Origin of the sequence: Actinomadura logoneensis (genome assembly GCF_003428695.1) — a bacterium.
Classification (GTDB): Bacteria; Actinomycetota; Actinomycetes; order Streptosporangiales; family Streptosporangiaceae; genus Spirillospora; species Spirillospora logoneensis.
The window spans coordinates 21,071-44,053 of record NZ_QURH01000299.1 but is presented as its reverse complement, the minus strand read 5'-3'; the positions used below and the strand labels follow the sequence as shown (position 1 = coordinate 44,053).

The 22,983-nt window shown below is 70.8% G+C and carries 26 protein-coding genes and 1 tRNA gene; 20 read left to right on the top strand and 7 right to left on the bottom strand.

Features of this window, described 5'->3' with window-relative positions; all coding sequences use genetic code 11:
• Positions 1-601, bottom strand: a 601-nt coding sequence (locus DZF91_RS38970; protein ID WP_147341206.1) for a tetratricopeptide repeat protein, incomplete at its 3' end; no start/stop codon positions are given.
• A gap of 428 nt (positions 602-1,029) precedes the next feature.
• On the opposite strand from DZF91_RS38970, the gene DZF91_RS18370 reads away from it, so the two are divergent.
• The 6 genes from DZF91_RS18370 to DZF91_RS18345 all read left to right on the top strand — a co-directional run bounded on the left by DZF91_RS18370 (position 1,030) and on the right by DZF91_RS18345 (position 6,751).
• Positions 1,030-1,557 (top strand): SigE family RNA polymerase sigma factor, encoded by a 528-nt coding sequence (locus tag DZF91_RS18370; protein WP_117358683.1) that lies wholly within the window; start codon positions 1,030-1,032, stop codon positions 1,555-1,557.
• The gene (locus DZF91_RS18365) at positions 1,554-2,813 is read left to right on the top strand and encodes a hypothetical protein (protein ID WP_117358682.1); all 1,260 of its coding nucleotides are present in this window, start codon (positions 1,554-1,556) and stop codon (positions 2,811-2,813) included. Before DZF91_RS18370 ends, DZF91_RS18365 begins: the two co-directional genes overlap by 4 nt.
• Before the next feature lie 82 nt (positions 2,814-2,895).
• Entirely contained in the window at positions 2,896-3,345 is a 450-nt protein-coding gene (locus DZF91_RS18360) for a BlaI/MecI/CopY family transcriptional regulator (RefSeq protein WP_117358681.1), read from the top strand.
• The gene (locus tag DZF91_RS18355; RefSeq protein ID WP_117358680.1) at positions 3,342-4,223 is read left to right on the top strand and encodes a M56 family metallopeptidase; all 882 of its coding nucleotides are present in this window, start codon (positions 3,342-3,344) and stop codon (positions 4,221-4,223) included. Before DZF91_RS18360 ends, DZF91_RS18355 begins: the two co-directional genes overlap by 4 nt.
• Positions 4,224-4,363: 140 nt before the next feature.
• Positions 4,364-4,834 (top strand): hypothetical protein, encoded by a 471-nt coding sequence (locus DZF91_RS18350; protein ID WP_199486717.1) that lies wholly within the window; start codon positions 4,364-4,366, stop codon positions 4,832-4,834.
• A gap of 573 nt (positions 4,835-5,407) precedes the next feature.
• Positions 5,408-6,751: a glutamate-cysteine ligase family protein gene (locus DZF91_RS18345; RefSeq protein ID WP_158587974.1), complete on the top strand. Its 1,344-nt coding sequence runs from the start codon at positions 5,408-5,410 to the stop codon at positions 6,749-6,751.
• Between the two features lie 121 nt (positions 6,752-6,872).
• On the opposite strand, the gene DZF91_RS18340 is transcribed toward DZF91_RS18345, so the two are convergent.
• Positions 6,873-6,960: transfer RNA gene (locus DZF91_RS18340), tRNA-OTHER, on the bottom strand.
• Positions 6,961-7,324: 364 nt separating this feature from the next.
• Here DZF91_RS18340 and DZF91_RS18335 point away from each other — a divergent pair.
• From DZF91_RS18335 to DZF91_RS18325, 4 genes are all read left to right on the top strand, one after another.
• Entirely contained in the window at positions 7,325-9,085 is a 1,761-nt protein-coding gene (locus DZF91_RS18335; RefSeq protein ID WP_117358678.1) for a B12-binding domain-containing radical SAM protein, read from the top strand.
• Between the two features lie 87 nt (positions 9,086-9,172).
• On the top strand, positions 9,173-9,295 hold the full coding sequence (locus DZF91_RS42710; protein ID WP_268915954.1) for a hypothetical protein: 123 nt from the start codon (positions 9,173-9,175) through the stop codon (positions 9,293-9,295).
• Positions 9,295-9,897 carry a TetR family transcriptional regulator gene (locus tag DZF91_RS18330; protein ID WP_117358677.1) on the top strand — a complete coding sequence of 201 codons (603 nt, stop codon included), beginning with the start codon at positions 9,295-9,297 and terminating at the stop codon, positions 9,895-9,897. Before DZF91_RS42710 ends, DZF91_RS18330 begins: the two co-directional genes overlap by 1 nt.
• A 9-nt stretch (positions 9,898-9,906) precedes the next feature.
• Positions 9,907-10,842 carry an NADP-dependent oxidoreductase gene (locus tag DZF91_RS18325; protein WP_199486716.1) on the top strand — a complete coding sequence of 312 codons (936 nt, stop codon included), beginning with the start codon at positions 9,907-9,909 and terminating at the stop codon, positions 10,840-10,842.
• 75 nt (positions 10,843-10,917) lie between these two features.
• On the opposite strand, the gene DZF91_RS18320 is transcribed toward DZF91_RS18325, so the two are convergent.
• Entirely contained in the window at positions 10,918-12,408 is a 1,491-nt protein-coding gene (locus DZF91_RS18320) for an MFS transporter (RefSeq protein WP_199486715.1), read from the bottom strand.
• Between the two features lie 55 nt (positions 12,409-12,463).
• Here DZF91_RS18320 and DZF91_RS18315 point away from each other — a divergent pair, with 55 nt between their 5' ends.
• Both DZF91_RS18315 and DZF91_RS18310 read left to right on the top strand, forming a co-directional pair.
• Positions 12,464-13,105, top strand: coding sequence for a TetR/AcrR family transcriptional regulator (locus DZF91_RS18315; protein ID WP_117358675.1), 642 nt, complete (start codon positions 12,464-12,466; stop codon positions 13,103-13,105).
• Positions 13,106-13,241: 136 nt separating this feature from the next.
• Positions 13,242-14,036: an SDR family NAD(P)-dependent oxidoreductase gene (locus tag DZF91_RS18310; RefSeq protein WP_117358674.1), complete on the top strand. Its 795-nt coding sequence runs from the start codon at positions 13,242-13,244 to the stop codon at positions 14,034-14,036.
• 72 nt (positions 14,037-14,108) lie between these two features.
• Here DZF91_RS18310 and DZF91_RS18305 read toward each other — a convergent pair whose 3' ends face one another.
• Positions 14,109-14,651 (bottom strand): CGNR zinc finger domain-containing protein, encoded by a 543-nt coding sequence (locus tag DZF91_RS18305; RefSeq protein WP_117358673.1) that lies wholly within the window; start codon positions 14,649-14,651, stop codon positions 14,109-14,111.
• A gap of 26 nt (positions 14,652-14,677) precedes the next feature.
• Between DZF91_RS18305 and DZF91_RS18300 the strand changes: the two genes are divergently transcribed.
• The 6 genes from DZF91_RS18300 (at position 14,678) to DZF91_RS39880 (ending at position 17,680) form a co-directional block, all read left to right on the top strand.
• A complete protein-coding gene (locus DZF91_RS18300) occupies positions 14,678-15,637 on the top strand; it encodes a DMT family transporter (protein WP_117358672.1) in 960 nt (319 codons plus the stop codon).
• 216 nt (positions 15,638-15,853) lie between these two features.
• A complete protein-coding gene (locus DZF91_RS18295) occupies positions 15,854-16,291 on the top strand; it encodes a DUF4265 domain-containing protein (protein WP_158587973.1) in 438 nt (145 codons plus the stop codon).
• A 17-nt stretch (positions 16,292-16,308) separates the two neighbouring features.
• On the top strand, positions 16,309-16,443 hold the full coding sequence (locus tag DZF91_RS42705) for a hypothetical protein (protein ID WP_268915953.1): 135 nt from the start codon (positions 16,309-16,311) through the stop codon (positions 16,441-16,443).
• A gap of 270 nt (positions 16,444-16,713) precedes the next feature.
• On the top strand, positions 16,714-17,088 hold the full coding sequence (locus DZF91_RS18290; protein WP_235834387.1) for a PadR family transcriptional regulator: 375 nt from the start codon (positions 16,714-16,716) through the stop codon (positions 17,086-17,088).
• Positions 17,085-17,531, top strand: a complete 447-nt coding sequence (locus DZF91_RS18285) for a hypothetical protein (RefSeq protein ID WP_117358670.1) — start codon at positions 17,085-17,087, stop codon at positions 17,529-17,531. Before DZF91_RS18290 ends, DZF91_RS18285 begins: the two co-directional genes overlap by 4 nt.
• Positions 17,528-17,680 carry a hypothetical protein gene (locus tag DZF91_RS39880; protein ID WP_158587972.1) on the top strand — a complete coding sequence of 51 codons (153 nt, stop codon included), beginning with the start codon at positions 17,528-17,530 and terminating at the stop codon, positions 17,678-17,680. The genes DZF91_RS18285 and DZF91_RS39880 overlap by 4 nt, the downstream gene beginning before the upstream one ends.
• A 340-nt stretch (positions 17,681-18,020) precedes the next feature.
• Here DZF91_RS39880 and DZF91_RS18280 read toward each other — a convergent pair whose 3' ends face one another.
• Together DZF91_RS18280 and DZF91_RS18275 are read right to left on the bottom strand one after the other, a co-directional pair.
• Positions 18,021-18,683: a DUF6461 domain-containing protein gene (locus DZF91_RS18280; protein ID WP_117358669.1), complete on the bottom strand. Its 663-nt coding sequence runs from the start codon at positions 18,681-18,683 to the stop codon at positions 18,021-18,023.
• A gap of 223 nt (positions 18,684-18,906) precedes the next feature.
• A complete protein-coding gene (locus DZF91_RS18275) occupies positions 18,907-19,671 on the bottom strand; it encodes a class I SAM-dependent methyltransferase (RefSeq protein WP_117358668.1) in 765 nt (254 codons plus the stop codon).
• 71 nt (positions 19,672-19,742) lie between these two features.
• On the opposite strand from DZF91_RS18275, the gene DZF91_RS18270 reads away from it, so the two are divergent.
• On the top strand, positions 19,743-20,252 hold the full coding sequence (locus DZF91_RS18270) for a winged helix-turn-helix transcriptional regulator (protein WP_117358667.1): 510 nt from the start codon (positions 19,743-19,745) through the stop codon (positions 20,250-20,252).
• Between the two features lie 1,012 nt (positions 20,253-21,264).
• Positions 21,265-22,266, top strand: a complete 1,002-nt coding sequence (locus DZF91_RS18265; RefSeq protein ID WP_147341205.1) for a transcriptional regulator — start codon at positions 21,265-21,267, stop codon at positions 22,264-22,266.
• A gap of 316 nt (positions 22,267-22,582) precedes the next feature.
• Here DZF91_RS18265 and DZF91_RS18260 read toward each other — a convergent pair whose 3' ends face one another.
• Positions 22,583-22,906 (bottom strand): MazG nucleotide pyrophosphohydrolase domain-containing protein, encoded by a 324-nt coding sequence (locus DZF91_RS18260; protein ID WP_117358665.1) that lies wholly within the window; start codon positions 22,904-22,906, stop codon positions 22,583-22,585.
• Positions 22,907-22,983: the final 77 nt, after the last annotated feature.

Below are 22,983 nucleotides of genomic sequence, written 5' to 3'. Positions count from 1 at the left end.
CGGTGGCCAGCGCCGCGACGGGCACGGTGGCCAGCGCCGCGAGGGGCACGGCCGCGCGCCTGACGCGGCCCCGCCACGGCGGGGGAACGGACGGGCGCCCGGTGGTGTGCGGCTTCGTTCGACGCATTACAGATCGTCCTCCTCGGGAAATATCGGGTTCAATTACCCGATGTGGTCCTTTTCGGTTCGGACCGGTACCCCTGGGAGTGGCGTGCGAACTGACTTGTCCGGACCTCGGCGCGGCTTTTCCGAGGCCTATAACACCCGCCGCCAAGGAATGCGCAGAATCTACTGACGGCTGCTCGCAGCAGGGCTCCGCGGCGCGCCGAATACCGTCCGCCGGCCGCCGTCCGCCGTCCGCCGGGCGGACGCCCTCGGCCTGCCGGCGCATGTCGCGCGCGTCGCTGATCGCGCGGCGCTCCTGCGCGTACTGCTCGCGCACCAGCATGCTGCCGACGCCGATCGGCTCGATCGCGAGGTCGATCTCCACCAGCGCCTCGTCGTAGCGTCCCAGCCGCCGCAGGGCCGCCGCCCGCCGGTAGTGGACGTTCGGGTCGCCCTCGCCGCTCGCCCTCATCGTCTCCGACAGGCTGAGCAGCATCTCCGCCGAGCCGTCGAGATGGTCGGCGAACCAGATGGCCGTGAGCGCCAGGTTGCGGCTCTTGTCGTCGGCGTCCGGCGCCTCGACGCCGGTGCGTCCGCGATCCGCGCGAGCCAGGCGAGCGAGTCGCCCGACGTCCGCGGCTTGAGGTACTCGACCAGCGCCACCGCGCGCCCCTCGGACGGTACGCCGGCCAGTAGCTCCTCGACCGACGGCCCGCCGGGCGGAGCCGCGGCGTCCGGGGGCGGCGCCTGCCCGGGGACCGGGCTCTGCCCCATGGTCCTCCAACCTCGCCGACGGACCGTCCGGGCAAGTCTCGACCGCGGAGGACTCGGCCGCCCAGAAGCTCCGGCACGATCGAAAGAATCTCCTCCGGGGTGCCAACCTTCGCCGCCTCCCCGGTGTGTATACGGGCGACAAGGAGGCGGATGGTGCACTACGAGGGTTTGCCCGAGTTCGTCGCGGCCCGGGGACCGGCGCTGCTCCGGTCGGCGTTCCTGCTCACCGGCGACCGGCATCGCGCGGAGGATCTCGTGCAGACCGCCCTGGTCAAGCTCGCGCCGCGGTGGCGGCGCGTGTCGGCCGCCGGGGACCCCGAGACCTACGTACGCAAGATCCTGTACCACGAGCACCTCAACTGGTGGAGGCGGCGCGGCCAACACGTCTTTCCCAGCGCGGCGCCGCCCGAGCCGGCGGGCCATCCCGACATCGCCGACCGCACCGTCCGGTCGGTCCTCCTGCGCCAGGCGCTCGGGAGGCTGACGGCCAAGCAGCGCGCGCTGATCGTCCTCCGCTTCTACGAGGACCGCTCCGAGAACGAGACCGCGACGCTGCTGGGCTGCTCGGTCGGCACCGTGAAGAGCCAGACCCACCGCGCCCTCGCGCGGCTGCGCGCCCTCGAACCCGGGCTCGCCGAACTCCTGACCGACACCGAGATCCCGGAGGTGGTGCGATGAGCCCCCAGGCGCACGACACATTCCATGACGGGCTGCATGACGGGCTGCGCGGCGCGCTGGACGAGCTGGCCGAGGACGCCCCGACCCGGGTGAACGCCGCCCGGGTCCTGACCGCCGCCCGCCGGCGCCGGCGCCTCCGCCTCATCGCCGTTCCGTCCGCGACGGCCCTGACCGCCGCCGCCGCGGTCCTCGTCGGGACGGCGACGGCCGGGGGCGGCGCCGACCACCCGGGACCGGCCGAGCGGCCCGACGCGCCCCTGGCCACCCGTACCGACGCGCCCCTGGCCACCCGTCCCGGCGAGATCCTCAACCCCCGGGGCGTGCTGCCCGGCCCGCTCCCGGCCGGCAAGGTCGAACCCGTCGTGTACGGCTTCCTCGACCACTGCGGGTGGCTGCGTCCCAAGGGGGCGGCGAGCGCCTCGGGCGCCTGCGCCCAGTGGCGGCTGGTCGGCCGGTCCGGGAAGCAGTGGCGGCTGCCGGACGGCGTCGGCTCCCGCGCGGTGAAGCCGAGGGACTACATGAGCGCCGACACGCCGCTGGCGATCAGCCCGGACGGGTGGCGCATCGCCTACCAGCGCGCGAAGGACCAGAGGCTCGTCGTCCGCGACCTGTCCTCGGGGAAGGTCACACCGGTGGGGCCGCCCACGGCTCCGACGGACGTCCCCCAGATGATGTTCTCCGGCGACGGCACGCACCTCGCGCTGTCTTCGCAGGCGAACCCCGGCGCCCGGGCGTCCCTGGTCGACACGCGGACGGGAGCCGCCACGGCCCTGCAGGCCGGGACCGTGATCGGCGTCAGCCGGGACGCGTCCACGATCGTGCAGGGCGACATCTGGGACCGCGAGAAGCCGCTGACGGTCTCCGGCCAGGACGGCGCCGTGCGCGCCAGGGTCCGGGTCGCTCCGAAGGTCGACCTGCGCGGCATCAACGGCAACGCCCTCTCGCCGGACGGGCGCACGCTGCTCACCTTCAACTCGGGCATGGACACGGCCGTCCTCGTGAACCTGGGTACCGGTGAGATCGCCTCGGAACGGCGGCTCAGCGGCGTGGGCGGCGCGCAGGCATGGGTGGGGCCGACGACGTACTTCACCGTGCGGGACAAGTCCCGGGACCCGAGCGGCACGGAGGGGATGCCTCCTCACGCCTCCCAGGGCGTCATCGTCGACCTGACGACCGGCGAGGCCCGTGAGACCGGCAGGAGCTTCAGTATCCGGACGTCCCGTTCCATGACGGTCTTCGGCGGCTTCCTCCCCTGACGGAACACCCGTCGCGGGCGACGTGGCGCCGGGCTAGCCTGGGCATGTTCGACCGGTGCGCGCGGGGTGGGGAGTGTGAAGCGTGGCGCGACGTCCGCTGGGGCGCCTGGAGGCCGAGGTGCTGGCGGTCCTCGCGTCCGCCGACGCCTTCATCAGCACCGCCGACCTGCGCGCGCGGCTCGGCGGCGCGCCGCCCGCCCACACCACCCTGAACACGATCCTCACCCGGCTGCACGGCAAGGGCATGGTGCGGCGGGTGCGGGCCGGGCGCCAGTACGAGTACCGGCTGACGGTGAACGAGGCCGACGTCGTCGCCGGGCGCATGCACGAGCACCTGCGCTTCGCCAGCGACCAGCGGCACGCCCTCAGCCGTTTCGTGGAGACCCTGACGGGCGAGCAGGCCCGGATCCTGCGCGCCGTCCTGGACGACGGCCCCGAGGCCGCGTCCGCACCCCTGCCCGCGCCCTCGGAGCCGACCCCGGCCGCTGCCGCCAGGCCCGAGCGGGACGCGACTCGGGGAGGCGGGGGATGAACCCGTTCACCTTCCTGCCGGTGGCCGCCACGCTGCCGCTGGCCTTCGCGCTCGGCCGGTTGCGTGTGCCGCTGCACCCGGCGTGGACGGCGCGGATCCTGGTGACCGTCGCGGCGACCGCCACCACCTCCGCCGTCGGGACGGTCCTGTTCGTCGCGGTGAACTACGGCGCCACGCTGGCCCCGGGCACGGCCGACCGGCTGCCCGAGTGGATGCTGTTCGGCGACGACCAGCCGGTCCCGGCCGAGCTGGGCGTCCCGGCACTGCTGCTGTTCGCCTGTGCCTGCGTCGCGATCGCCTTCGTCCTGGTCCGTTCCGCGCGGGCCACCCGGCGCGCGCGACGCCTGGCCCGGGGGGTGCTCGACGTGGACGAGCCGCTGGCCGTGGCCGTCCCGGGCCGGCGCGACGGCGGCGTGCTGGTGTCCCGCGGCCTGCTCCGCCTGCTGGACGGTCCGGAACTGGCGGTCGTGTTCCGGCACGAGGAGTCCCACCTGCGGCACGCCCACCACCGCTACCTGCTGATCGGGGCGTTGACCGCCGCCGTCCTGCCGCCGCTGCGCCCGCTGGACGCGCGCCTGCGCCTGGCGCTCGAACGCTGGGCCGACGAGGACACCGCCGCCGCGACCGGCGATCGCGCCCTGGTCGCCCGCACGATCGCGAAGGTCGCGCTGGCCGCCGCACCGGCCGGTGGCCCGGACGGGTTGCCCTCCTTCGCCCAGGCCCAGACCGTCGAACGCGTCCGCGCGCTCCTGACCGCGCCGCCGAGGTCGAACTCCGTCACCGGGCCGGTCGCCCTGCTGAGCAGCGGTCTCACCACCGGCCCGCTGGCCGCCGCCGCGCTGCAACTCGACCAGGCGTTGGGGCTGCCGCTCCTGTGACGGCGGACCGCCGGTCGGCGGGAGGCCGGCCTGGGGGCGGCCGAGGGGCCGGCCGCCGGTCGGCCCGGCGAGATCGACTTGATCAACTTCCGATCATCTACGACACTTGTCGTAACTCATTCGACCCGGGAGTTGTCTCCATGACGTGTTTCTTCGACGCCGCCCACGGTCCGGGCGTTCAGAGCATCCTGTGGACGCCGCAGTGGGGCGCGGCCCGCAACGTGACCGCCTGCCCGGCCTGCGCGCAGCGCTGGGCCGTCCACCAGCAGCAGATGGCCGCCGGGCAGCCCGGTTACCCCGCCCAGCCCGGCTATCCGGCGGCCCAGCCCGGCTACCCTGCCCCCGGTTACCCGCAGCCCGGCTACGGCCACCACGACGACCACCACCACCGTCACCACGACGACCACCACCACGACGGGCAGCGCCGCGGCCCGGGCTGGGGAGGGGTGGCCGCGGCGGGCGCCGCGGGCCTGGTCGGCGGCGCGCTGATCAACGAGATGCTCGACGACGACGAGCCGCAGCAGGTCGTCTACGAGGTCACCAACAACGAGTACGTCACCAACGAGTTCAACGACTTCTCCGACGGAGACAGCGGAGACGGCGACTGGTAGGGCCACCACGCCGCCCACCGCCCCCGTCCCAGGACCGGACGACTGCCACCCCGCCCCCGATGACCGGGCGGGTTCCGGCCGTGTCCTCGTCGGCGGGGTGGGACGGCGGCAAGCCGGACGAGAGGACGGCCCGCCCGACCTCTCGTCCCGCACTGGCGCCGGAAGATCGGCGCAGCAGCAGAACGCGCCGGCTCGCGACGACAGCGAAGCCGGCGAAATCACGGGCATTCGTAGCGCCCTGCTCGACCGCCGCCCTGGGCCCTGTTGTGAAGCGGCCAGGGGCGAAGCCTTGAGTCGAGAAACCAGCGAGACCATCCGAACCCGAACTCGGGTCCATGCCACCGGAGGGCGGGCGGCTCCGGGTGAGAGCCGTGATGGCCCGCGCATTCCGCGGACGACACCTTCCCGCAGGAGCCTTCTGGCGCGCATCGTCGCAGGTCAGAGCCGTTGTGAAAAGTGTGAACGATGGTGCGCCGGAGGTCCGGGTACTCCCTGTGTTGACGCGTTGATCGGTTGCCGAGGTAGTGGTCATGACGTCGTTCGGGAATGGGTGAGGCAGAGGGAGGGGTGCGGGTGGGGGAGAGTCCGCTGCGGCGTGAGGACCTGGGTGCGCTGTTCAGGCCGGCGACGGCCGAACGGATCGGGCTGGAGATCGAGTGCGGGGTCGTGGACCCGGAGACCGGCCGTGCCGCCCCGTACGAGGGGGAGCACGGGATGGGGGCGGTGCTGGCCGCCGTCCTCAAGGAGTGGAGCGGTGAACCGCTGTACGACGGCGGGGCGCTGGTGGCGGTCCGGCTGGCGGACGGCGGTCTCGTCGGGTTGGAGCACGGCGGCCAGCTGGAGTACTCGGCGCCCCCGGCCGACGACGTGGTGAGCGCGGTGTCCGACGTCCGGGAGCGGCTGGCGGCCCTGTCGGAGATCGTCGGCCGCCATGGTCTGGCCCTGCTGCCGGGCGCGCACCTGCCCTTCGACGGCCTCGGGACGGTCTCCTGGGTGCCGCTGGCGCGTGGCCCCATCATGCGCACCCACTTCGCGGGCCTCGGCGCGGACGGCAGCGGCGGCGCCGAGATCCTGGCCCTTTCGACGTCCACCCAGGTGCACCTGGACCATCTGGGAGAGGACGACTTCGTCCAGAAGCTGCGTCTGCATGCGGCGGCCTCTCCCGTGGTGGCCGCCCTGTTCGTCAACGCGCCGTTGCACGAGGGCCGCGCGGACGGTGTGCTCTCCCGCCGTTCCCTGAACTGGACGCGGACGGATCCGTGCCGCTGCGGTCCGGTGGTTCCGGCGCTGAGCGGGATGACGGGCTTCGACGACGTCGTGAACTGGGCGCTGGACATCCCCGTGCTCTACTACCGGAACGGTTCGGGGCGGCTCCGGCGCGGGGGAGGCCGGTCGTTCGCCTCGGCGCTGGCGGACGGCTTCGACGACGGCTCACGCCCGGACTTCGACCACTGGACGGCCCACCTGGGCCAGATCTGGACGCACGTCCGGGTGCGCGAAACCCTGGAACTGCGCGCCGCGGACGGGCCTCCGCACCTCCACTTCAGCGCGGTGCCGGCCCTCTGGGCGGGCCTCACCTACCACCGGCCGTCCCGCGACGCGGCATGGAACCTGCTGCGCCACTACACGCTCGACCAGCAGCGGGAGGTGAGCCGCCGCCTGCCTCTCGAAGGGCTGCGTACCCGGCTGGGCGGGGACCGGGTGCACGACCTCGCGGCCGAACTGGTCAGCCTGGCACGAGAGGGCCTGACACGGCGCGTGGCCGCAGGACTGGAACGTCCGGAGGCGCCGGGGTACCTCGACCCGCTGGACGAGGTGCTGGCCACGGGCCGGACGTTCGCCGAACAGTGCGCGCACCGCTGGCGGACGGACCTGCGCGAGGACCCGAGACGCTACGTGGCGGCGTACCGCGTCTGACACGCGGCCCGGCGAAAGTCCCTGTCGCCGTGTGACTTGTCGCCCGGCGAAAGTTTCCGTCGCCGTGTTCCGTCGCCGTGTGACGTGTGGCCCGAGAAGGTCTCGATACTGGTGTGAACGGTGCCGGGGGAAGGTCTCGAACCTTCACGCCCCCATGGGGGACACCCGGCCCGAAGGTCGGGAGCGTCTGCCAATTCCGCCACCCCGGCTTGTGGCCGCGAAACGGAAACTCCCTTTCGATCTTCGTCCTTTTCCGATCTTCGCTTCCGGTCCGCTGAAGAGGACGGTACCTCCGTCCGTCCGGCGGTGGAAGAGCCCGCCAGGCACACGAGTCGATTTCCGAAGCTCATCGCACAGAAGTCCAAGGTCGAGCGGGCATGAATTGCCGGTAGTGGCCACCTCGACCCGTTTCCTCTCGGGAGCCGGAACGACCCCTTGCCAGGATTTGGCCGGGCTGCTTCTATCAAAGCGAATCTTCGTTCGATGGCATCGGCGGAGGGGACGGCTTTGACGCGAGAGCAGCGTTCGGTCTATCTGACCTATCCGCCGGCATCGAGTGTGTGGCATTTGCCGATGGGCATCGCCTACCTCGCGGGCCTCCTGGAGGAGCGCGGTCATCACGTCGTCCAGCACTACGGCCACATCGACGCGGTCGAACACGTGCTGCGGCGGCACGGGGGAGACCCGGTGGCCCGGGGGCTGGACACGATCCGCGACCCGCACGCGTCCGTCCTGGACCGGTACGACACCCGCGTCCTCTTCGAGCGCGTGTCGGCGGCCGTCCCCTCGACGTTCGAGGACTTCTCCGTCGCCCGCAACAACGTCACCTGCGACTCGCGGGTCTTCAAGGGCGACGTCGGGGAGCTGCTCGCCGTGCTCGACCGCCGCCGGGAGCACGTGTTCCACGACTACTTCGCCGAGGTGGAGCTGTCCCGCATCCGCTCGGCCGACCCCGACATCGTCGGCATCAGCGTCGCCGACGAGCGGCAGCTGGTCAGCGCCTGCGTCCTCGCCGCCCTCGTCCGCGAGAGGCTGCCCGGAGTGCGGCTGTTCATGGGCGGCAACTACTGGGCGCGGACGATGAACGCCTACCGGGACCCGCGGTTCGCCGCGCTCTTCGACCACTGGGACGCCATCGTCTACGCCGAAGGGTTCCGGCCCGTCGTCGAACTCGTCGAGGGGGCGGAGCCGGCCACCGTCGCGGGAGTGGTGTGGCGGGACGGGGACACCGTGCGGGTCACGCCCCGCACCCTCGCGCCCGTCGACTACGAAATGCTCCCGACCCCGGTCTTCGACCGCGGGATCCGCCAGTGGAGCCCCGATTTCGTGCCGCCTCTCTACACGATGTCGAACTGCCCGATGCGCTGCGGATTCTGTTCCATCGCCGCGGGCAGCGACACTTTCCTGCACAAACCCCGGGTGATGTCGGAACGGCGCGTAGCCGAACACATCGCCGCGCTCGGCGCGTCCCGCGTGGACTTCGTCGACGAGTACCTCACCATTCCCAGGCAGTTGAAAATCGGCCGTGAACTCGCGCGGATCGGCCACCGGGCCACCTGGCAGTGCTACCTCACCGCGAGCGACCAACTCCTCGACCCGGACAAGTGCCACGCGCTGGCCGAGGCGGGATGCGGCGCGGTCCAACTCGGGCTGGAGTCCCTGGACCCGGACACGCTCCGCCAGGAATCGAAACCGTGGAACCATCCGGCGAACTACGGAAGGATCCTCGGCAACCTCCACGACGCCGGAATCCAGACGCACGTCTTCATCATCGTCGGGGTGCCCGGTGAGCCGATCAACCGCTCCCTGCGCTGGCTCTCCTTCCTCGAGGAGTACGGCGAGCACATCCTGACCATCAAGTCCGGCCGCTACCGGCTCACCCGCCGCGCCCCGGACGAACGCGTCGCCACGCTGCGGCAGCTGCCCGGCGTCCAGGTCGCGGAGGAGGACCACCAGCTCCTCAACCTCAACCGCGACCAGTTCCGCTACACGACCGGCGGACTCAGCCGCAAGCGCGTCGAAGCGATCCGGGACCTCCTCGAAGAGGCGTGCCGCCGCCACTGGGCCTACCAGGTGACCTCCACCGTGCCCTGGTGGACGAACCGTGGCCGCTACACCCTCCCCGAACTGCGCGCCGCCGCCGACCTGCTGCGCGCGCACCGTCCGGCCGAGCCGTCCGTCCCGGCCAGCCACCTCAAACGCGGGCTGTCCAAGGTCACCAGCGCCCTGCGCGACGAACTCGGGATGCGCACCACTCTCACGTCCTACGAGGACGCGACGCAGGTGGCCGCCCGCCTCCGCGCCACCGACGAACAAGCCGCGCTCCGCTCGTAGCGCGCGGCGGGGCGCCTCCCAAGGACGACATCGATCTACAAGTTACAGATCTTGAAATCTGTTACCTGACCGCCTAGCGTTCGTCCCATGAGGCACAGGGCACCCGGCTCCGGCGTCGTCGCCGTCGCCGCCGGGCAGGGCATCACGACACCGTTCAGCCGCGGCATCGTCGCGCTCCCGGACGGCGAGACTGCACGAGGCGGGCACTGATGCCCGCCCGCACCCGGCTGGACGCGGACACGATCCTGGCGGCCACCGAAGAGATCCTGCGCCGCCACGGGCCGGACAAGGCGACCGTCGTGGACGTCGCGCGGGCGCTCGGGGTCAGCCACGCCGCCGTCTACAAGCACTTCCCGTCCAAGCAGGCGCTGCGCGAGGCCGTCACCCGGCGCTGGCTCGACGGCAACCGCGACGCCCTCGCCGTCATCGCGTCCGACCGCGCGGTCCCGCCGGCGCGCAGGCTGCGCGCCTGGCTGCACGCCGTCCTCGCCATGAAACAGGCCAAGATCCGCGAGGATCCCGAGCTGTTCGCCGCCTACGAGAGCCTCGCCGCCGCGCACAGCACCGTCGCGACCGAGCACGTCACCGACCTCCTGGGCCAGCTGGCGGCCATCATCGCCGACGGCGCGGCCGACGGCGGTTTCCGCACCGACGACGCGGAGTCCACCGCCCGGGTCGTCTTCCACGCCACCGCCAAGTTCAACCACCTCGCGCACGCCGCCGAATGGGGAGACCCCGGCATCGCCGCCGAGCTCGACGAGGTGTGCAGCCTGCTGCTCGACGGTCTCCAGACACCTGAGAACAAGGAGTGACGAACCATCGTGGTCAAAGCAATCGGAGTGACGGAACCGGGCGGGCCGGACGCCCTCGGTGAGCTCGACCTGGCGGCCGAGCCGATCGGTCCCGGCCAGATCCGGATCCGGGTCACCGGCGCCGCGGTGAACCCGACCGACGCGATGGTCCGCTCACGTCCGCGCCAGGACGGGGCGGACGCGGTGCGGGTGCCGGGCATGGAGGTGGCCGGCGTGGTCACCGAGACCGGCCCCGCCGCCGGCCGCGCGTTCACGGTCGGGGACGCCGTCATGGCCATCGTGGTGCCCTCGGGCGAACACGGCGGCTACCGGGCGGACGTGGTCGTCCCGGCCCGGTCGGCCGCGAGGATCCCGGCCGGCCTCACGGACGTCCAGGCCGCGACCGTCCCGATGAACGGCCTCACCGCGCGGCTCGCCCTCGACACGCTGGCCCTCGAGCCCGGCGCGACGGTCGCCGTCACCGGCGCCGCGGGCACCGTCGGCGGGTACTTCGTCCAGCTCGCCAAGCTGGCCGGCCTGCGCGTCGTCGCCGACGCCGCCCCGCGGGACGAGCCGTTCGTCCGCGCGTGCGGAGCCGACGAGATCGTGCCGCGAGGGGACGACTTCGCCGCGTCCGTCCGCCGCCGCCACCCGGACGGCGTCGACGGGCTCCTCGACACCGCCGTGCTGGACGCCGCCGTGCTCCCGGCCGTCCGGGACGGCGGCACCGTCGTCACCCTCCGCGGCTACCGGGGCGACGGGACCGGCCGGATCCGCGTCGCCCCGGTCTTCGTCCGCGACCACGCCGAGGCCGCGGACGAACTCGACCGCCTCGCCGAACTCGCCGCCGACGGACGGCTCACCGTCCGCGTGGCCGGCCGCCTGCCCGCCTCCCGAGCCGCCGACGCGCACCGCTCGCTCGAACGGCCCGGTATCCGAGGTCGGTTCGTCCTCCAGTTCGACTGACGGGCTCGCCGACCGGACTCCGCGGACGGGGGTCAGCCCGTTGACCGGTTCGCCGACCGGACTCCGCGGCCGGGGTCAGCTTGTCGACCGGTTCGCCGCGGGACGGAGCCGGTGGGAGATGAGCATTCCGCCGACCGCGAGCAGACCGGTCAGGACGAACACGACGAGCAGGGCGGTGCGCAGCGAGGTCCCGTGGTTCTCGCTGAGCGCGATGGCCCCTCCGCCGAGTCCGGCGATCACGGCGGTGGCGAACGTCTGCGCGAGCTGGAGCGCGGCGCTCGCCTCACCCTGCCGTTCGGCGGGCACGTGTCCCAGGGTCTCGGTCGTGGACGCGTTGAAGCCGACGCCCATCCCCAGGCCCCCGATGGCCCACCCGAGCACGGCCGTCCACCCGGGGAGGAAGTCGGTCAGGGTCGTGAGCGCGATCAGGACGACTCCGGCGAGGAGCACGGCGAAGCCGGAGATGGCCGCGGCGACGCGTCCGGCGCCCCGGGCGTCGCGCCTGGCCTGGAGGGCGGACCCGGCGACCCAGGTGATCGCCCCCGCCGACAGTCCGAGCCCGGCCATGGTGGCGTCCATCCCGCGAAGGTCCTGGAGGCCGAGCGGAAGGAACGCCTCGGTGCCGAAGTAGGCCCCGCACAGCAGGGCCCGGACGGTCACGCCCGCCCCCAGGCCGGGCCGCGCGCCGAGCGTCCCCTCCGGCGTCACCCAGCGGAGCGCGGGCACCATGACGGCGATGCCGATGACGGCCAGGGCGAGCACGAGGGCCGCGTTCGTCAACAGCAGCGCCTGCAGGAAGAGGCCGGTGCCCAGGGTGAGAAGGACGGATGCGCCCAGCGGACGCCTCCACCACGGAAGCGCGGGGGCGGGGACGTCCGTGCCGTCCGGCCGGTGCAGCGCGCGCAGCGGAGGCAGCGTGAGGACGGCCGCGACCGCGATGATCGGCAGGATGGCCAGGAAGACCGCACGCCAGGTGGTGTGGTCGGCCAGCGTGCCGGCGACGGCCGGGCCGACGAGCGACGGGATCGTCCACGCGGACGACAGCAGCGCGTACATCCGGGCCCGGAGGCGTTCGGGGTAGGCCAGGCCGATCACGGTGTAGGCCGTGGCCATCACCGCGCCCACCCCCAGGCCCTGGCAGAACCGGCCGACCAGGAAGAGCGGCCAGGTGGGAGCGGCGGCGGCCACCACGCATCCCGCCGCCAGGGTCAGCGTCCCCAAGGCCATGGGACGCCACGGGCCGAGCCGGTCGGCGACCCGTCCCGCGAGCACGGTGCCGATGATGTTGGCCAGCATCAGCGCGGACAGCCCCCAGCCGTAGGCGCCGAGGCCGTCGAGGTCGTCGGCGATGCCGGGCAGCACGGTCGCCACCCCGAGCGACTCGAACGCGACGACGCCGACGGACAGCAGGACGCCGAGGGTGAGCGCGCGATAGGCGCCGCCGAAAACGCTGTCACCAGTGTGGACGTCCATGGCCGAGGCGGCCGAGGCGGCGGAGGGGCTGGGGTCGGGGACGGGATCGGGGGCGGCGGACCGGGGCGTCGGCTCGCCGGGGGAGTGGGCCATGTCAGGCTCCATTACGTTTCGTTCCGGAACGGAATGCAATACGTATACTCTGTCCATGGTCCAGACGACAAGGGGAAGCTCGAACAACGCCGCCCGCGGCGGCGGCGGGAGACCCCGTGACCCGCGCATCGACGACGCGGTCCCCCGGGCGGTCATCGAGATCCTCAACGAGGTCGGCTACGGCGGCCTCACGATGGAGGGGGCGGCCACCCGCGCCGGCACCAGCAAACCCGCCATCCGCCGCCGCTGGCCCTCACGCCAGCACCTCGTCGTGGGCGCCCTCGCCGCCACCGTCGGCACCACCCCGACGCCCGACACCGGCTGCACGCACTGCGACCTCATCGCCGGCATCAGCACCCTCAGCGACGCCTTCACCACCACCATCGGCCGCAAGGCCCTGCCCGCGGTCGTCGCCGACCTCGCCGACGACCCGGAGCTGGAGAAGGAGTTCCTGGACGTCTTCTTCAACCCGCGCCGCGCCACCACCGCCAAGGCGCTCCGCCGCGGGATCGACCGCGGCGACATCCGGCCCGACGCCGACATCGACCTCCTGCTGGACATGCTCGCCTCGACCACCTACTACCGCGTCCTGTTCGGACACCTCCCCATCACGCCCGACCTCGCCGAGTCCGTCGTCTCGGTGATCATGGCCGGCGTCGCCACCGAGCACTGGCGGAGCGAGCACGCCGAACAGTAGGCGGGGGCGGTGGGAGGCGAGCGGTAGGAGCGGAGCAGTCGGAGGGGAGCGCCGCGCCTCGCGGGCCGCGCCGAGTCCGGCAAGCGTTCCCCCACCTGGTCTTTGACCCGGGCCGGGGAGGGGAACGATCACCGCCATGGACATCGATCTCAAGGGACGGACCGCGCTGGTCACCGGCTCCACCCAGGGCATCGGCCTCGCCATCGCCACCGGACTGGCACGGGCCGGGGCGACCACGGTCGTCAACGGACGCTCGGACGCAAGCGTCGCCCGCGCCCTCGAAACGCTGCGCTCGGACGCGCCCGGAACGGACGTGCGCGGAGTGGCGGCCGACGTCGCCACCGCCGAGGGCGCCGGGACCGTGCACGACCAGGTGCCGGAGGTGGACATCCTCGTCAACAACCTCGGCATCTTCGGCGCCCGGCCCGTCCTGGACATCGACGACGACGAATGGCGGCGCTACTTCGAGGTCAACGTCCTGTCCGGGGTGCGGCTCACCCGCCTCTACCTGCCGCGCATGATGGAGCGGGGCTGGGGACGGGTGCAGTTCATCGCCAGCGACTCCGCCGTGGTCATCCCGGAGGAGATGGTGCACTACGGCATGACGAAGACCGCGCTGCTTGCGGTGGCGCGCGGCTACGCCAAGACCGCCGCCGGGACGGGCGTCACCGTCAACACCGTCCTGGCGGGGCCGACCCACACCGCGGGCGTGGAGAACTTCGTCGGTGAACTGGTCGGCAGCGATCTGCCCTGGGAGGACGCGCAGCGCCGCTTCATGGCCGAACACCGCCCGAACTCCCTGCTCAAGCGCCTGATCGAACCCGAGGAGATCGGCAACATGGTCGTCTACCTCAGCTCGGAGTACGCCTCGGCCACCACCGGCGGCGCACTGCGCGTGGACGGCGGCTACGTCGACGCCATCCTGCCGTAGCCGGGGGCGGTCCCTTCACCGTCGGCAGTGATCTTCAACACAAGGCCGGAGCGCGCGAAGCCGGGAACCGGCTCACCTGCCGCTCGCCGGCACCGGGTCGCCGTAGCGGCGCCGGGCACGGTGACGCCGGACGTTGACCGCGTTCGCGCAGCGCACGCTGCAGAACGCGCGCCGCCCGTTGCGGGAGGTGTCCACGAAGACGATGTCGCAGCCCTCGCGCGTGCAGCAGCCGAGCCGTCCAGCCGCGCCGTCGGCGATCACCTGGGCGAGCCCGGCGGTCGTGAGGGCCTTGACCCGTGTGGTGACCTTCGCGTCCAGCGGCGCGTAGTGCAGGTGGTAGGGCAGGTCGTCGTGGGTGACCAGCCGGGGACGGCAGTCGGCGGCGACGAAGAGCGCGTCCACCGCGGCGGCCTGCTCGGCCCCGGTCGTCTCGAAGGCCAGCCGGAGCCCGTCGGCCCAGTCGCGGAGTTCCTCCGCCGCCGCCTGGTCCAGGGTCGGCCGGTAGATCTTGTAGCGCTCCAGCAGATCGGACATCCAGGCCGCCGAGGCCGAGGGCTGGTTGACGAGTTCCGCCGCGACGATGGCCCCGGCCGTCGTGTAAGTGTTGAACTGCACAAGGTCATTACAGCACCGTTGGTGCCATGACTTCGCCCCCGACGACGGACGTCGTGAACACCATCGAGGCCGCGCGGCCTCCCAGCGCGGCGCGGCCGGCCATGCTCGCGACGATCAGCGGCCTGTCCGCGGTCGTCATGTGGGGGCTCGCTCCCGTGGCGACCCGAGCGGCGGTCACCCAGCTCGCGCCGCTGCCGCTGACCGTCCTGCGCGCGCTGATGGCCGCACTCGTCTGCCTCCCCTGGTGCGTGCGCGGACTACGCCGCCTCGACCGCGCCGAACTCCTCCGCGCGATCGCGGGCGGCCTGCTCGGAACTGTCGGCTACAACGTGCCCGTGGCCCTCGGCGTCCAGTGGCTCCCCGCCTCCACGGCCGCGCTCGTCCTGGCCACCGAACCGGTGTGCATCCTGCTGCTGGCCCGCCTGTTCCTCGGCCGCCGCACGCCCCGCTGGGCCTGGGCCGGCTCCGCCGTCGCCCTGAGCGGCGTCGCCGTCATCGCCGGTCCCGAAGCCCTGCCCAGCGACTCGGGCACCCGCGCCCTCGAAGGAATCGCACTCGTCCTCCTGGGGACGCTGCTGTTCGGCGCGTACACGATCGTCCTGCGCCCGCTCAGCACCACCCACGGCGCCGGCACCGCGACCGCCATCTCCACGACGATCGGCGCCGTCCCCTACCTGCTGTTCGCCGGCACCCTCACTCCGCAACGCCTGACCTCCATCGCGCCCGCGGCCTGGGGTGAACTGGCCTTCCTCGCCCTCGGCACCAGCGTGGCGGGCATCCTCCTGTGGAACTTCTCCGTCGCCCGCATAGACAGCACCCGCGCCGGGCTCCTGCTCTTCCTGGAACCCCTGGTCGGCGTCACAGGAGGCCTCGTCCTCCTCGGCGAACACCTGTCCTCGGCAAGCCTCGCCGGCGGCGCCGTCCTGGTAGCCGGAATAACCATCGCCTGGGCAGCCCAACGACCTGCCAAAATGCCAAGCACATGAAATCGGGCGACCCGGTGTCGGCGAGTAATCCCCCTCTGTCGCCGCAACACCCGATGCCTGCAACCTGGCCAATAACTCTTTGGAAGCGCGAGGAGACCCAGCAAATAGGCAAACGTTGTCGCCCGTGCAAGTAATGCAGACAAGGCTTGAACATGTTTGACGTATCGCGCTAGGATCCGCGCTCCTATGATGAATGCGTCAAAGGTGCACGTTCGATTGACCGTCGAGGGCGGCTGGCCGCCGGTCGCCTTCGAGGAGTTGGAGGCAAGACCCAGAGGTGATCACCGGTACGAACTCGCGTCCCCGCCTGTCTTCGCCCACCGGCTGGCGGTCGGGGATGTCGTCCGTGTCGTCCATCATGGGTCGCCGGAGCAGGTGTGGGTCGATTCCCTGATCGAGCCGAGCGGCCATTCGACAGTACGCGTGATCTTCTTTCGGGCGGCCGGTCGGGAGCCTGAGAACGAACTCAGACGTGAGCTCGATCGCCTTGGCGTCAATATTCATGAGACCACGTACGATGGAATGATCTCCGCGGACATTCCCGGCGAGGTCAATTATGGTTCTGTGCGCGCCGCTTTGGACGAAGGGGAGTCACGGGGACTCTGGGAGTTCGACGAGGGTGTGATCTCCAACCTGCACGACTGCGAACCATAGAGGGATACCAAGCTCTGGTGGCGCTGTCGCTTCAGGACCGTGATCTGCGCTACCCGGCCCGCCCACAGTCGATCTCGGCAGAACCTTGGCGCGAGCGGCGCGTCAGCGTCGAAGAAGCTGCGTCGCATCTGGACATGCTCAGTGAGGATTAGACGGTTTCCCGACAATCCAGAACCAAGCCTCGTGAACGCTCCGAGAAGCGGGACACCGGGCGACGACGACCAACGCACGCGGACGGCGGACGCCCGTGCCGGTCTCGTGCCCGTACACGCGCACACGTGGCCGTCGCGCCGCGCGCACGCATCAACCGCCGTGGCTCTCGGTCGCCGTATGAACGGGCACGGGGGAGCCCCCGGAGAACCTCTTCGGAAAGTTCTCGACCTAGGTAGATGGATGGCTTCGACCTAGGTAGATTCAGTGGTATGACCGATCCGAAGATGACCGAGCACACGCAGACGGTGCTCCGGATCCTGCTCGGCCGAGGTCCCGACGGCGAACGCATCCCGACGGCGCTCACGCACGGCATTTACGGTCTTGAGCTCGCGAACCTCTCCGGCCTGCCGAACGGCACCCTGTTTCCGCTGCTGGAGCGGCTGCGTCGTGCCGACTGGGTCGAGCGGTACTGGGAGGACGACGAGACCGCCGAAGCCGAAGGCCGACCGCGCCGCCGCTACTTCCGACTCACGTCCAAGGGGGCCGAGAGGGCTCCGCTCGCGCTGGCCCACGCGATGGCAGAACACGCCGCCGAGGGAGCTCTTCCCCGGCGGACGCGGCACGTTCCCCGGGCCGCCTCATGATGGTCTACACCGACCTCGCAGGGATCCTCTCTATAAGAGCGGCGATGCTCTCTGCCTTGGAGGACATGTCCAGGCACATCGATGTGGCAGTCCGGACGACCGTTCTCCGGAAAAGAACGGAGCGGAGGGCGCTGATAGTGGCCGTCCGTCTGATGATCTGGCGCGGCAGAGGGGACCGCTGGCTTTCCGGTTTGTCTGGTGTCTGCTCGCGGGGGCGGTCGAAGGCGAAGTCGCGCGATGGACGTGGATGGGGCATTGCCGTCCTGGGGGCGGTCGCGCTGATGTTCCTGCTGCCTCAGCGGCTGGACTACCTCGAAGAACAGCGGGCCTACCTGTGGGATCTTCCGACCTCCCGGTCCCGCGCGAAGTGGGTGTGCGCCGAGTGCGTGAGCATCGCCAAGCTGACCGTGATCCTGCGCTGGAAGAGGAGCGAACGCGCATGAACCCGCACCGGGGGAACCGCCGATGGACCCGCCCCGACCCCACCACGAGCTGGGGCGCGGTCTTCTACGGAGTGATCGCGTCGCTGATCGTTTGGCTTACCGTCGACTTCCTGCCCCACCATCTGCTGCTCACGATCGCCTGGAAGTGATCTTCCAGGCCCTGCCATGCACCACTGGGGTGCGCTGCCGCAGTGCCCGCTTGAGCAGAATGTCGAACTTGCGCTCCAGTTGCTGCAAGTACTCCATAACCGTGACGGGGATCCAGGATCAGCACGTGAGCATCGTGCCCGCATGCGCTGCGGGGCCGGCTCCTCCAGGTGCTCCGGGCGGATCGGCCTGGAGTGCATCGCCTGCGCGGTGACCAGTACCTGAGCGGGGTCGCGAAGCCTGTGACTGCTGAGCGATCGTTCGTCTGACGGCACCGGTTGGTGAACGGCCGAATGAACGAATTCGAGGAGGGGGCCGGCGGGCTGGCCCGTTGGGTCGTGGTTACACGTTCTCGGGTTGCGGTCCCGACAGGGGAGACTGGTCGACTGGACCGACGAGGAGCGGCCCATCGAGCAGCTCACGGGTGAAGGTCACGCCCGTGACCTCGGCCGCCACCGCGAAGGCGCGCGCGATCCGATCCCCATAGCTCCGGTCCCACGCCGCCGATACCACCCCGTCCAGATCCTCGGTGGGGAGCCCGGCTCTGCTCAAGGCCGGGTTGAGCGCGTCCGGGACACGGCCCCATCGGTGGGTTGACTGTCGAGGGCTGAAGCGGGTGAACAGTTCACCGTCGATGACGTGCACGAAGTCGTCCTCGGCGTAGTCGTGCCGCGAGACCGCCACCATCTCGCATCCGCGCGAAAGCCTGAGCCAGAACTGGTTCAGCACGGCGTACCAGCCGAGCGGTTCCAGGGCCACGCTCCACTCGCCGGCCTGCAGGACCCCGACGTACCCGCCGCCGTTGCCGCCCCGGGAGAGGTGGGTGTACTCGTCGACCAGCTCCCACAGGTCCCGCATGTTCATGGCCCGGTTCGTCGCGCCCTCGGGGCCGAAACGCCGCAGGACCTCGGCCGGTGTCAGGCCGCGGAAGAACGAGACGCAGAAGATCTCTCCCAGGGCGGAGTTCCCGCTGAGCCAGCGGAACGGGGATATCGCGGCGGTCATGGCGGGATTGCGCCCGTCGGGTACGACAGAGGTGGCGTGTCACCGGAAGAGGCGTCCTCCTCCCGAACGTGGCCCCGGCCCCAAAGTAGAGCGACCGGCCTGGACGGGGGTTTCTGGACGCGATCGCCCCAGGTCGCCGGGAAGCCCAGAAAGGTACACGTTTCCGGAGGTTGGCTGAGGTGAGCTCAGAGCGCCCACAAGCCATGGACGGAGTTCGCTAGCTTCATGCGTTTTTGCGCGCCAGAGCGTGACCGAGATAGGTGACGATCGGCTTGCCATTCGGCTCGAGCACGAAGCCCGTCATTGCCGGGATTGCCTCGTCGTCGATCCTTCCCTTCCGACGTGCGACGACGGCCCGGACCAGGTCGAGAACGTTCGCGGGCTTGAAGGAGCAGACGTCCTCGTTCTGTAGCCCGTGAGCGGCGAACGCCGCCGCGACCTCCTGGGGAGTCCGCAACCGCGCGGCGGTGTAGCGACCGCGCGGCATGATCCGGGTCTGTGGCAACGCCTGGAAGGCGCCCAGGTAGATCAACCGGGAGACCGGCGTCCGGTTGACGGTGTCATAGAACAGCACGCCGTCAGGCCGCAGCAGTCTGGCCGCCTGCTCGACGACGCCGTCGAGATCGTCGGTGATCTCGAAGGTGTCGGCGTAGAAGAGGACGTCGAAGGACGCGTCGGCGAATCCGGGATTCTCCGCGGGCGCGGTCACGTACTCGGCGGCCTCCGCGTCCGCCTCCCGCGCGATCGCGGTCGCCTCCGGGGACGGATCCAGTGCGACGACGTCCATGCCGAGCCCGGCCAGCCCCCGGGCGAGCAGCCCGCGTCCGCTGCCGACGACCAGAGCGGTACGCCCGGCCGGGTCGATCCCGAGTCGGCGCAGCACCGAACTCACGTACTCCAGCCGCACGTCCTGGAAGGTGAGGGCCCGGATGTGGCGCCCGTCGATGACGCCGGCCGCATCCGAGTCCAGTTCGATGGTCGGTTCCATGACACCCTCCTCGTGGGTTCCCTTAGGGAACTGACATTAGTCCCCTAAGGGAACTCAGGTAATCTCGGGGGGTGACCAGGACTCCGCTCGCCGACGTCGCGTGCTCGATCGCGCGCGCCACCGACCTGTTCGCGGACGCATGGACGGCGCTCATCATGCGGGACGTCCTGGTGGGTGTTACACGTTTCGACGATCTCGCCCGAGACCTGGGCATCTCGCGCAAGATCCTGGCCGCCCGGCTCTCCCGCCTGGTGGAGGAGGGTGTGCTGACCCGCGAGCGCTACCAGGACCATCCACCCCGCGAGCACTACCTGGCGACCGAGAAGGGCAAGGAGCTGTATCCCGTCCTGCTCGCCCTCATGCGATGGGGTGACCGCTGGTGCGGGGAGTCCGGCCCGCCCGTGCGCATCCACCACCTGGAGTGCGGACACGACACCGAGGCCGTCACCACCTGTGCTCACTGCGGCCACGAGCTCACCGCCGACAACACCACCCAGCTTCCCGGCCCTGGCGGCCGCATCGGCCCCGGTACCCACGTCATCGGCCCCCTCATCGCCGCCCGCGATCAACACCCCCGCTGACCTCGGGCAAGCAGAAGCCTTCGCCTCGCCTCTGGACACGCCCGTACATGTGTACGGGCGTGATTATGGCCCGATGCCAAGCCCCCTCTTCCCGGGAGTTGGCCATGCCTCAGGGCGCTGACGACTGCTTGAAGTTGTTCCGCAAGGCCGCCAAATCGCCGCACTCGCCCCGTTGTCTCTTTCTTGCCGCATCCGCGGCCCGCGAGGAGTACTTCGCCGAACTTCGCCCAGGCGCCGATATAAACCATCGCGGTACAGTCTTTAGTTGGCGGCTCCACCATCAAGGCGACACTTCGGGGGAGAGGTGCCGCCTTCAAAGAAAAGGCACTCTCTCGATCCTGTGAATTCCAGGGGCCAGTGGAATGCAATGATGCGAAATTTGAGTGGGGACTCCATCTCGAGACATCATTCTGACTGGCCTGTGGATCTCAAGGGAGGCTTTTGTGAACACCGGATGCTCGGTTCTGGTGATGACCTCCGGGGCGGCGGGGATTATTTCAAGCGCTGACAAGGTGCTCGCGCGTCCGGTGCGGGTGATGGCGGGCCCAGCCGCAGCACATGCCGGGGACGTCATGCACGTAAAGCTCCGGTGACTGGGCTGACCTCCGAGGTCCTTGGCCGCCGAAGTGCGGGAATCTCTTCCTCCGCCCCCAGCGGGTGGTTGATCGGGTGCGTCAGGGGCGGAGCAGGGCCGCGCTCGCCGAATGGGACCCCCGGACCAGGCCCTGACCTGGGGTCAACCTCCTCATGCGTGGGGCGGTTGCAACCGCATCCTCACAGTCGACACTGACAGTTCTCATGCGGTCACAGTCTGGACCGGTGCGGCACGGAAACAACCAATCGCCTCGGCTATGGCGGGCTTGAGGCCCATCGGCAGAAACTGGACCAGTGGAACCACGGCACCGTTCCCTACCGGCACACGCAGCCGGCTCTCGCCGACCTGCTCGACGTGCCCGCGTTCGACGTCATCCAGCCCGGCTGACCCAGGTGGCGCGAGCAAGCAGTCCCCGCGGTGATCCTGTTCGCGCGCCAGGCACCGGTATCTCTGCCCGACGCTCACGAAAGGGCTAGTGACCTCGTGCAACGACGACGCTTCATCCTCCTCTCGATGATCAGCGGCTCAGCCGCCTTGGGCTTCCCTTCCACACCCGGCGTGAGCGCCACGGCGAGACGCCGGGTGGGGACGAGCGACGTCCGTCGCCATGAGCAGCGGCTCGACGTGCTACGCCACATGGACGACCAGGTGGGATCGGGCCGCGTCTACGCCGGAGCCGTCCGCGAGTACGAGATGATCACCGGGACGCTGCGGTCGGCGTCCTACAGCGAGTCGGTCGAGCGTCGCCTGGTGGCGGCCGCCGCCGACGCCCAACGCGCCGCAGGCTGGACCGCCTACGACAACGGCGCACCCCACACCGCGGAACGGCACTTTACGACCGCAGCCGAACTGGCACTGAGATCGGGCAACTCCGAGGTCCTGGCGAACACGTGCGCCTTCTGGGCGATCAAGTGCTACTCGACAGGCGAGCCAGAAGCGGCCACGTCCCTGGTGGAGACCGCTCACCGTTACGGGACCGCCACCGGCTCGGCCCGGATGACCGCCATGCTGCACGCCCGCGCCTGCCGCGCCTATGCTCGCGCCCACGACGCCCGCGCCTCCGACCATGCCGCCAACGCCGCACTGCGCGCCTACGACAAAGCGGTCCCCCTGAACGAGGACCTGGCCTCGCTGTACTGGGTCAACCGCGGCGAGATCCACCAGCTGCTGGGCAGCTCCGCCCTGAACCTCGGCCGCCCCGACCAAGCGCTTCACCACTTCGGACAGGCCGCTATGTTCAGCCGCAGCGAAGCCTACGACGGAGAGGCCTACCCACGCGGAGCGGCGATCTACGAAGCCCGCAACGCCGAGGCGTACCTCGCGCTGAACGACCTCGACGCAGCAGTCCTGGTGGCCCGCCGCGCCGTCGGCCACATGGGGGGGCGTGACCTCCGCGCGCGGGAGCGCCGCGCTTGCTGACCTGCGGGTCAAGTTCCGCGAGCACCGACGGGTACCTGTGGTCAAGGACTTCCTGGAGATGACGCGCGGTGGTCCGCTGTAGCGGCGCCGGCGCCTCAGATGCGATACCCCTTCCGCCGCTGGGCCTGGCAGGAGAAGGGATGATGACGCCGGGCAGGCTGTCGGCGAGCTCTACCTGACCGCAGCCTTCAACGCCCCGCCTCGAGCAGCGACGTGTGCGGGCAGCCTCGGCCGACGGTCATGGCGGATGGATGCTCCGGTGCCGCCATAGGCATCGTCGGCCATCTCCGCGTCCACGACATGCCGCATCCGTTTCTCAGCCGCGCTCGGCCGCGATGGTCTCTTCGGTCTTGACCAGGATGCCGGTGTCGTTGCGCTGGTAGACGCGGGCCGCGTTCTTGGCGAGCTTCGCTTCGACGGCGGTGTCCAGGTCGACGCCGCGCATCTCGGCGATCGACACCAGGAACAGCAGCACGTCCGCGAGCTCCTCACCGAGGTTGCCGGGCTGTTTGCGGGAGGCTTCGAACGCCTCCGACAGCTCGGCGTGGGCGAGTGCGAATTCCAGGTTCAGGTCGGTCGTGTTGAAGCCTTGGGTGACCTTGTTGTCCCAAGCACGTTTCTGGATCTCGCGAAGTTGCACGATGTGTCTCCGACTAGTCGGTGCAGGTGAGGCGCGTGATGGGGGGTGACCGGGGGAGCGCCGGAACCGGCGGACGC

What these genes read in the sequence shown, in the direction of transcription:
- DZF91_RS18370 (WP_117358683.1), top strand. Translation starts at nt 1,030, where the DNA reads ATGGTGCACTACGAGGGTTTGCCCGAGTTCGTCGCGGCCCGGGGACCG.
- DZF91_RS18365 (WP_117358682.1), top strand. Translation starts at nt 1,554, where the DNA reads ATGAGCCCCCAGGCGCACGACACATTCCATGACGGGCTGCATGACGGG.
- DZF91_RS18355 (WP_117358680.1), top strand. Translation starts at nt 3,342, where the DNA reads ATGAACCCGTTCACCTTCCTGCCGGTGGCCGCCACGCTGCCGCTGGCC.
- DZF91_RS18350 (WP_199486717.1), top strand. Translation starts at nt 4,364, where the DNA reads ATGACGTGTTTCTTCGACGCCGCCCACGGTCCGGGCGTTCAGAGCATC.
- DZF91_RS18335 (WP_117358678.1), top strand. Translation starts at nt 7,325, where the DNA reads ATGGGCATCGCCTACCTCGCGGGCCTCCTGGAGGAGCGCGGTCATCAC.
- DZF91_RS42710 (WP_268915954.1), top strand. Translation starts at nt 9,173, where the DNA reads ATGAGGCACAGGGCACCCGGCTCCGGCGTCGTCGCCGTCGCCGCCGGG.
- DZF91_RS18330 (WP_117358677.1), top strand. Translation starts at nt 9,295, where the DNA reads ATGCCCGCCCGCACCCGGCTGGACGCGGACACGATCCTGGCGGCCACC.
- DZF91_RS18320 (WP_199486715.1), bottom strand. Translation starts at nt 12,408, where the DNA reads ATGGCCCACTCCCCCGGCGAGCCGACGCCCCGGTCCGCCGCCCCCGAT.
- DZF91_RS18315 (WP_117358675.1), top strand. Translation starts at nt 12,464, where the DNA reads ATGGTCCAGACGACAAGGGGAAGCTCGAACAACGCCGCCCGCGGCGGC.
- DZF91_RS18310 (WP_117358674.1), top strand. Translation starts at nt 13,242, where the DNA reads ATGGACATCGATCTCAAGGGACGGACCGCGCTGGTCACCGGCTCCACC.
- DZF91_RS18300 (WP_117358672.1), top strand. Translation starts at nt 14,678, where the DNA reads ATGACTTCGCCCCCGACGACGGACGTCGTGAACACCATCGAGGCCGCG.
- DZF91_RS18290 (WP_235834387.1), top strand. Translation starts at nt 16,714, where the DNA reads ATGACCGATCCGAAGATGACCGAGCACACGCAGACGGTGCTCCGGATC.
- DZF91_RS18285 (WP_117358670.1), top strand. Translation starts at nt 17,085, where the DNA reads ATGATGGTCTACACCGACCTCGCAGGGATCCTCTCTATAAGAGCGGCG.
- DZF91_RS39880 (WP_158587972.1), top strand. Translation starts at nt 17,528, where the DNA reads ATGAACCCGCACCGGGGGAACCGCCGATGGACCCGCCCCGACCCCACC.
- DZF91_RS18280 (WP_117358669.1), bottom strand. Translation starts at nt 18,683, where the DNA reads ATGACCGCCGCGATATCCCCGTTCCGCTGGCTCAGCGGGAACTCCGCC.
- DZF91_RS18275 (WP_117358668.1), bottom strand. Translation starts at nt 19,671, where the DNA reads ATGGAACCGACCATCGAACTGGACTCGGATGCGGCCGGCGTCATCGAC.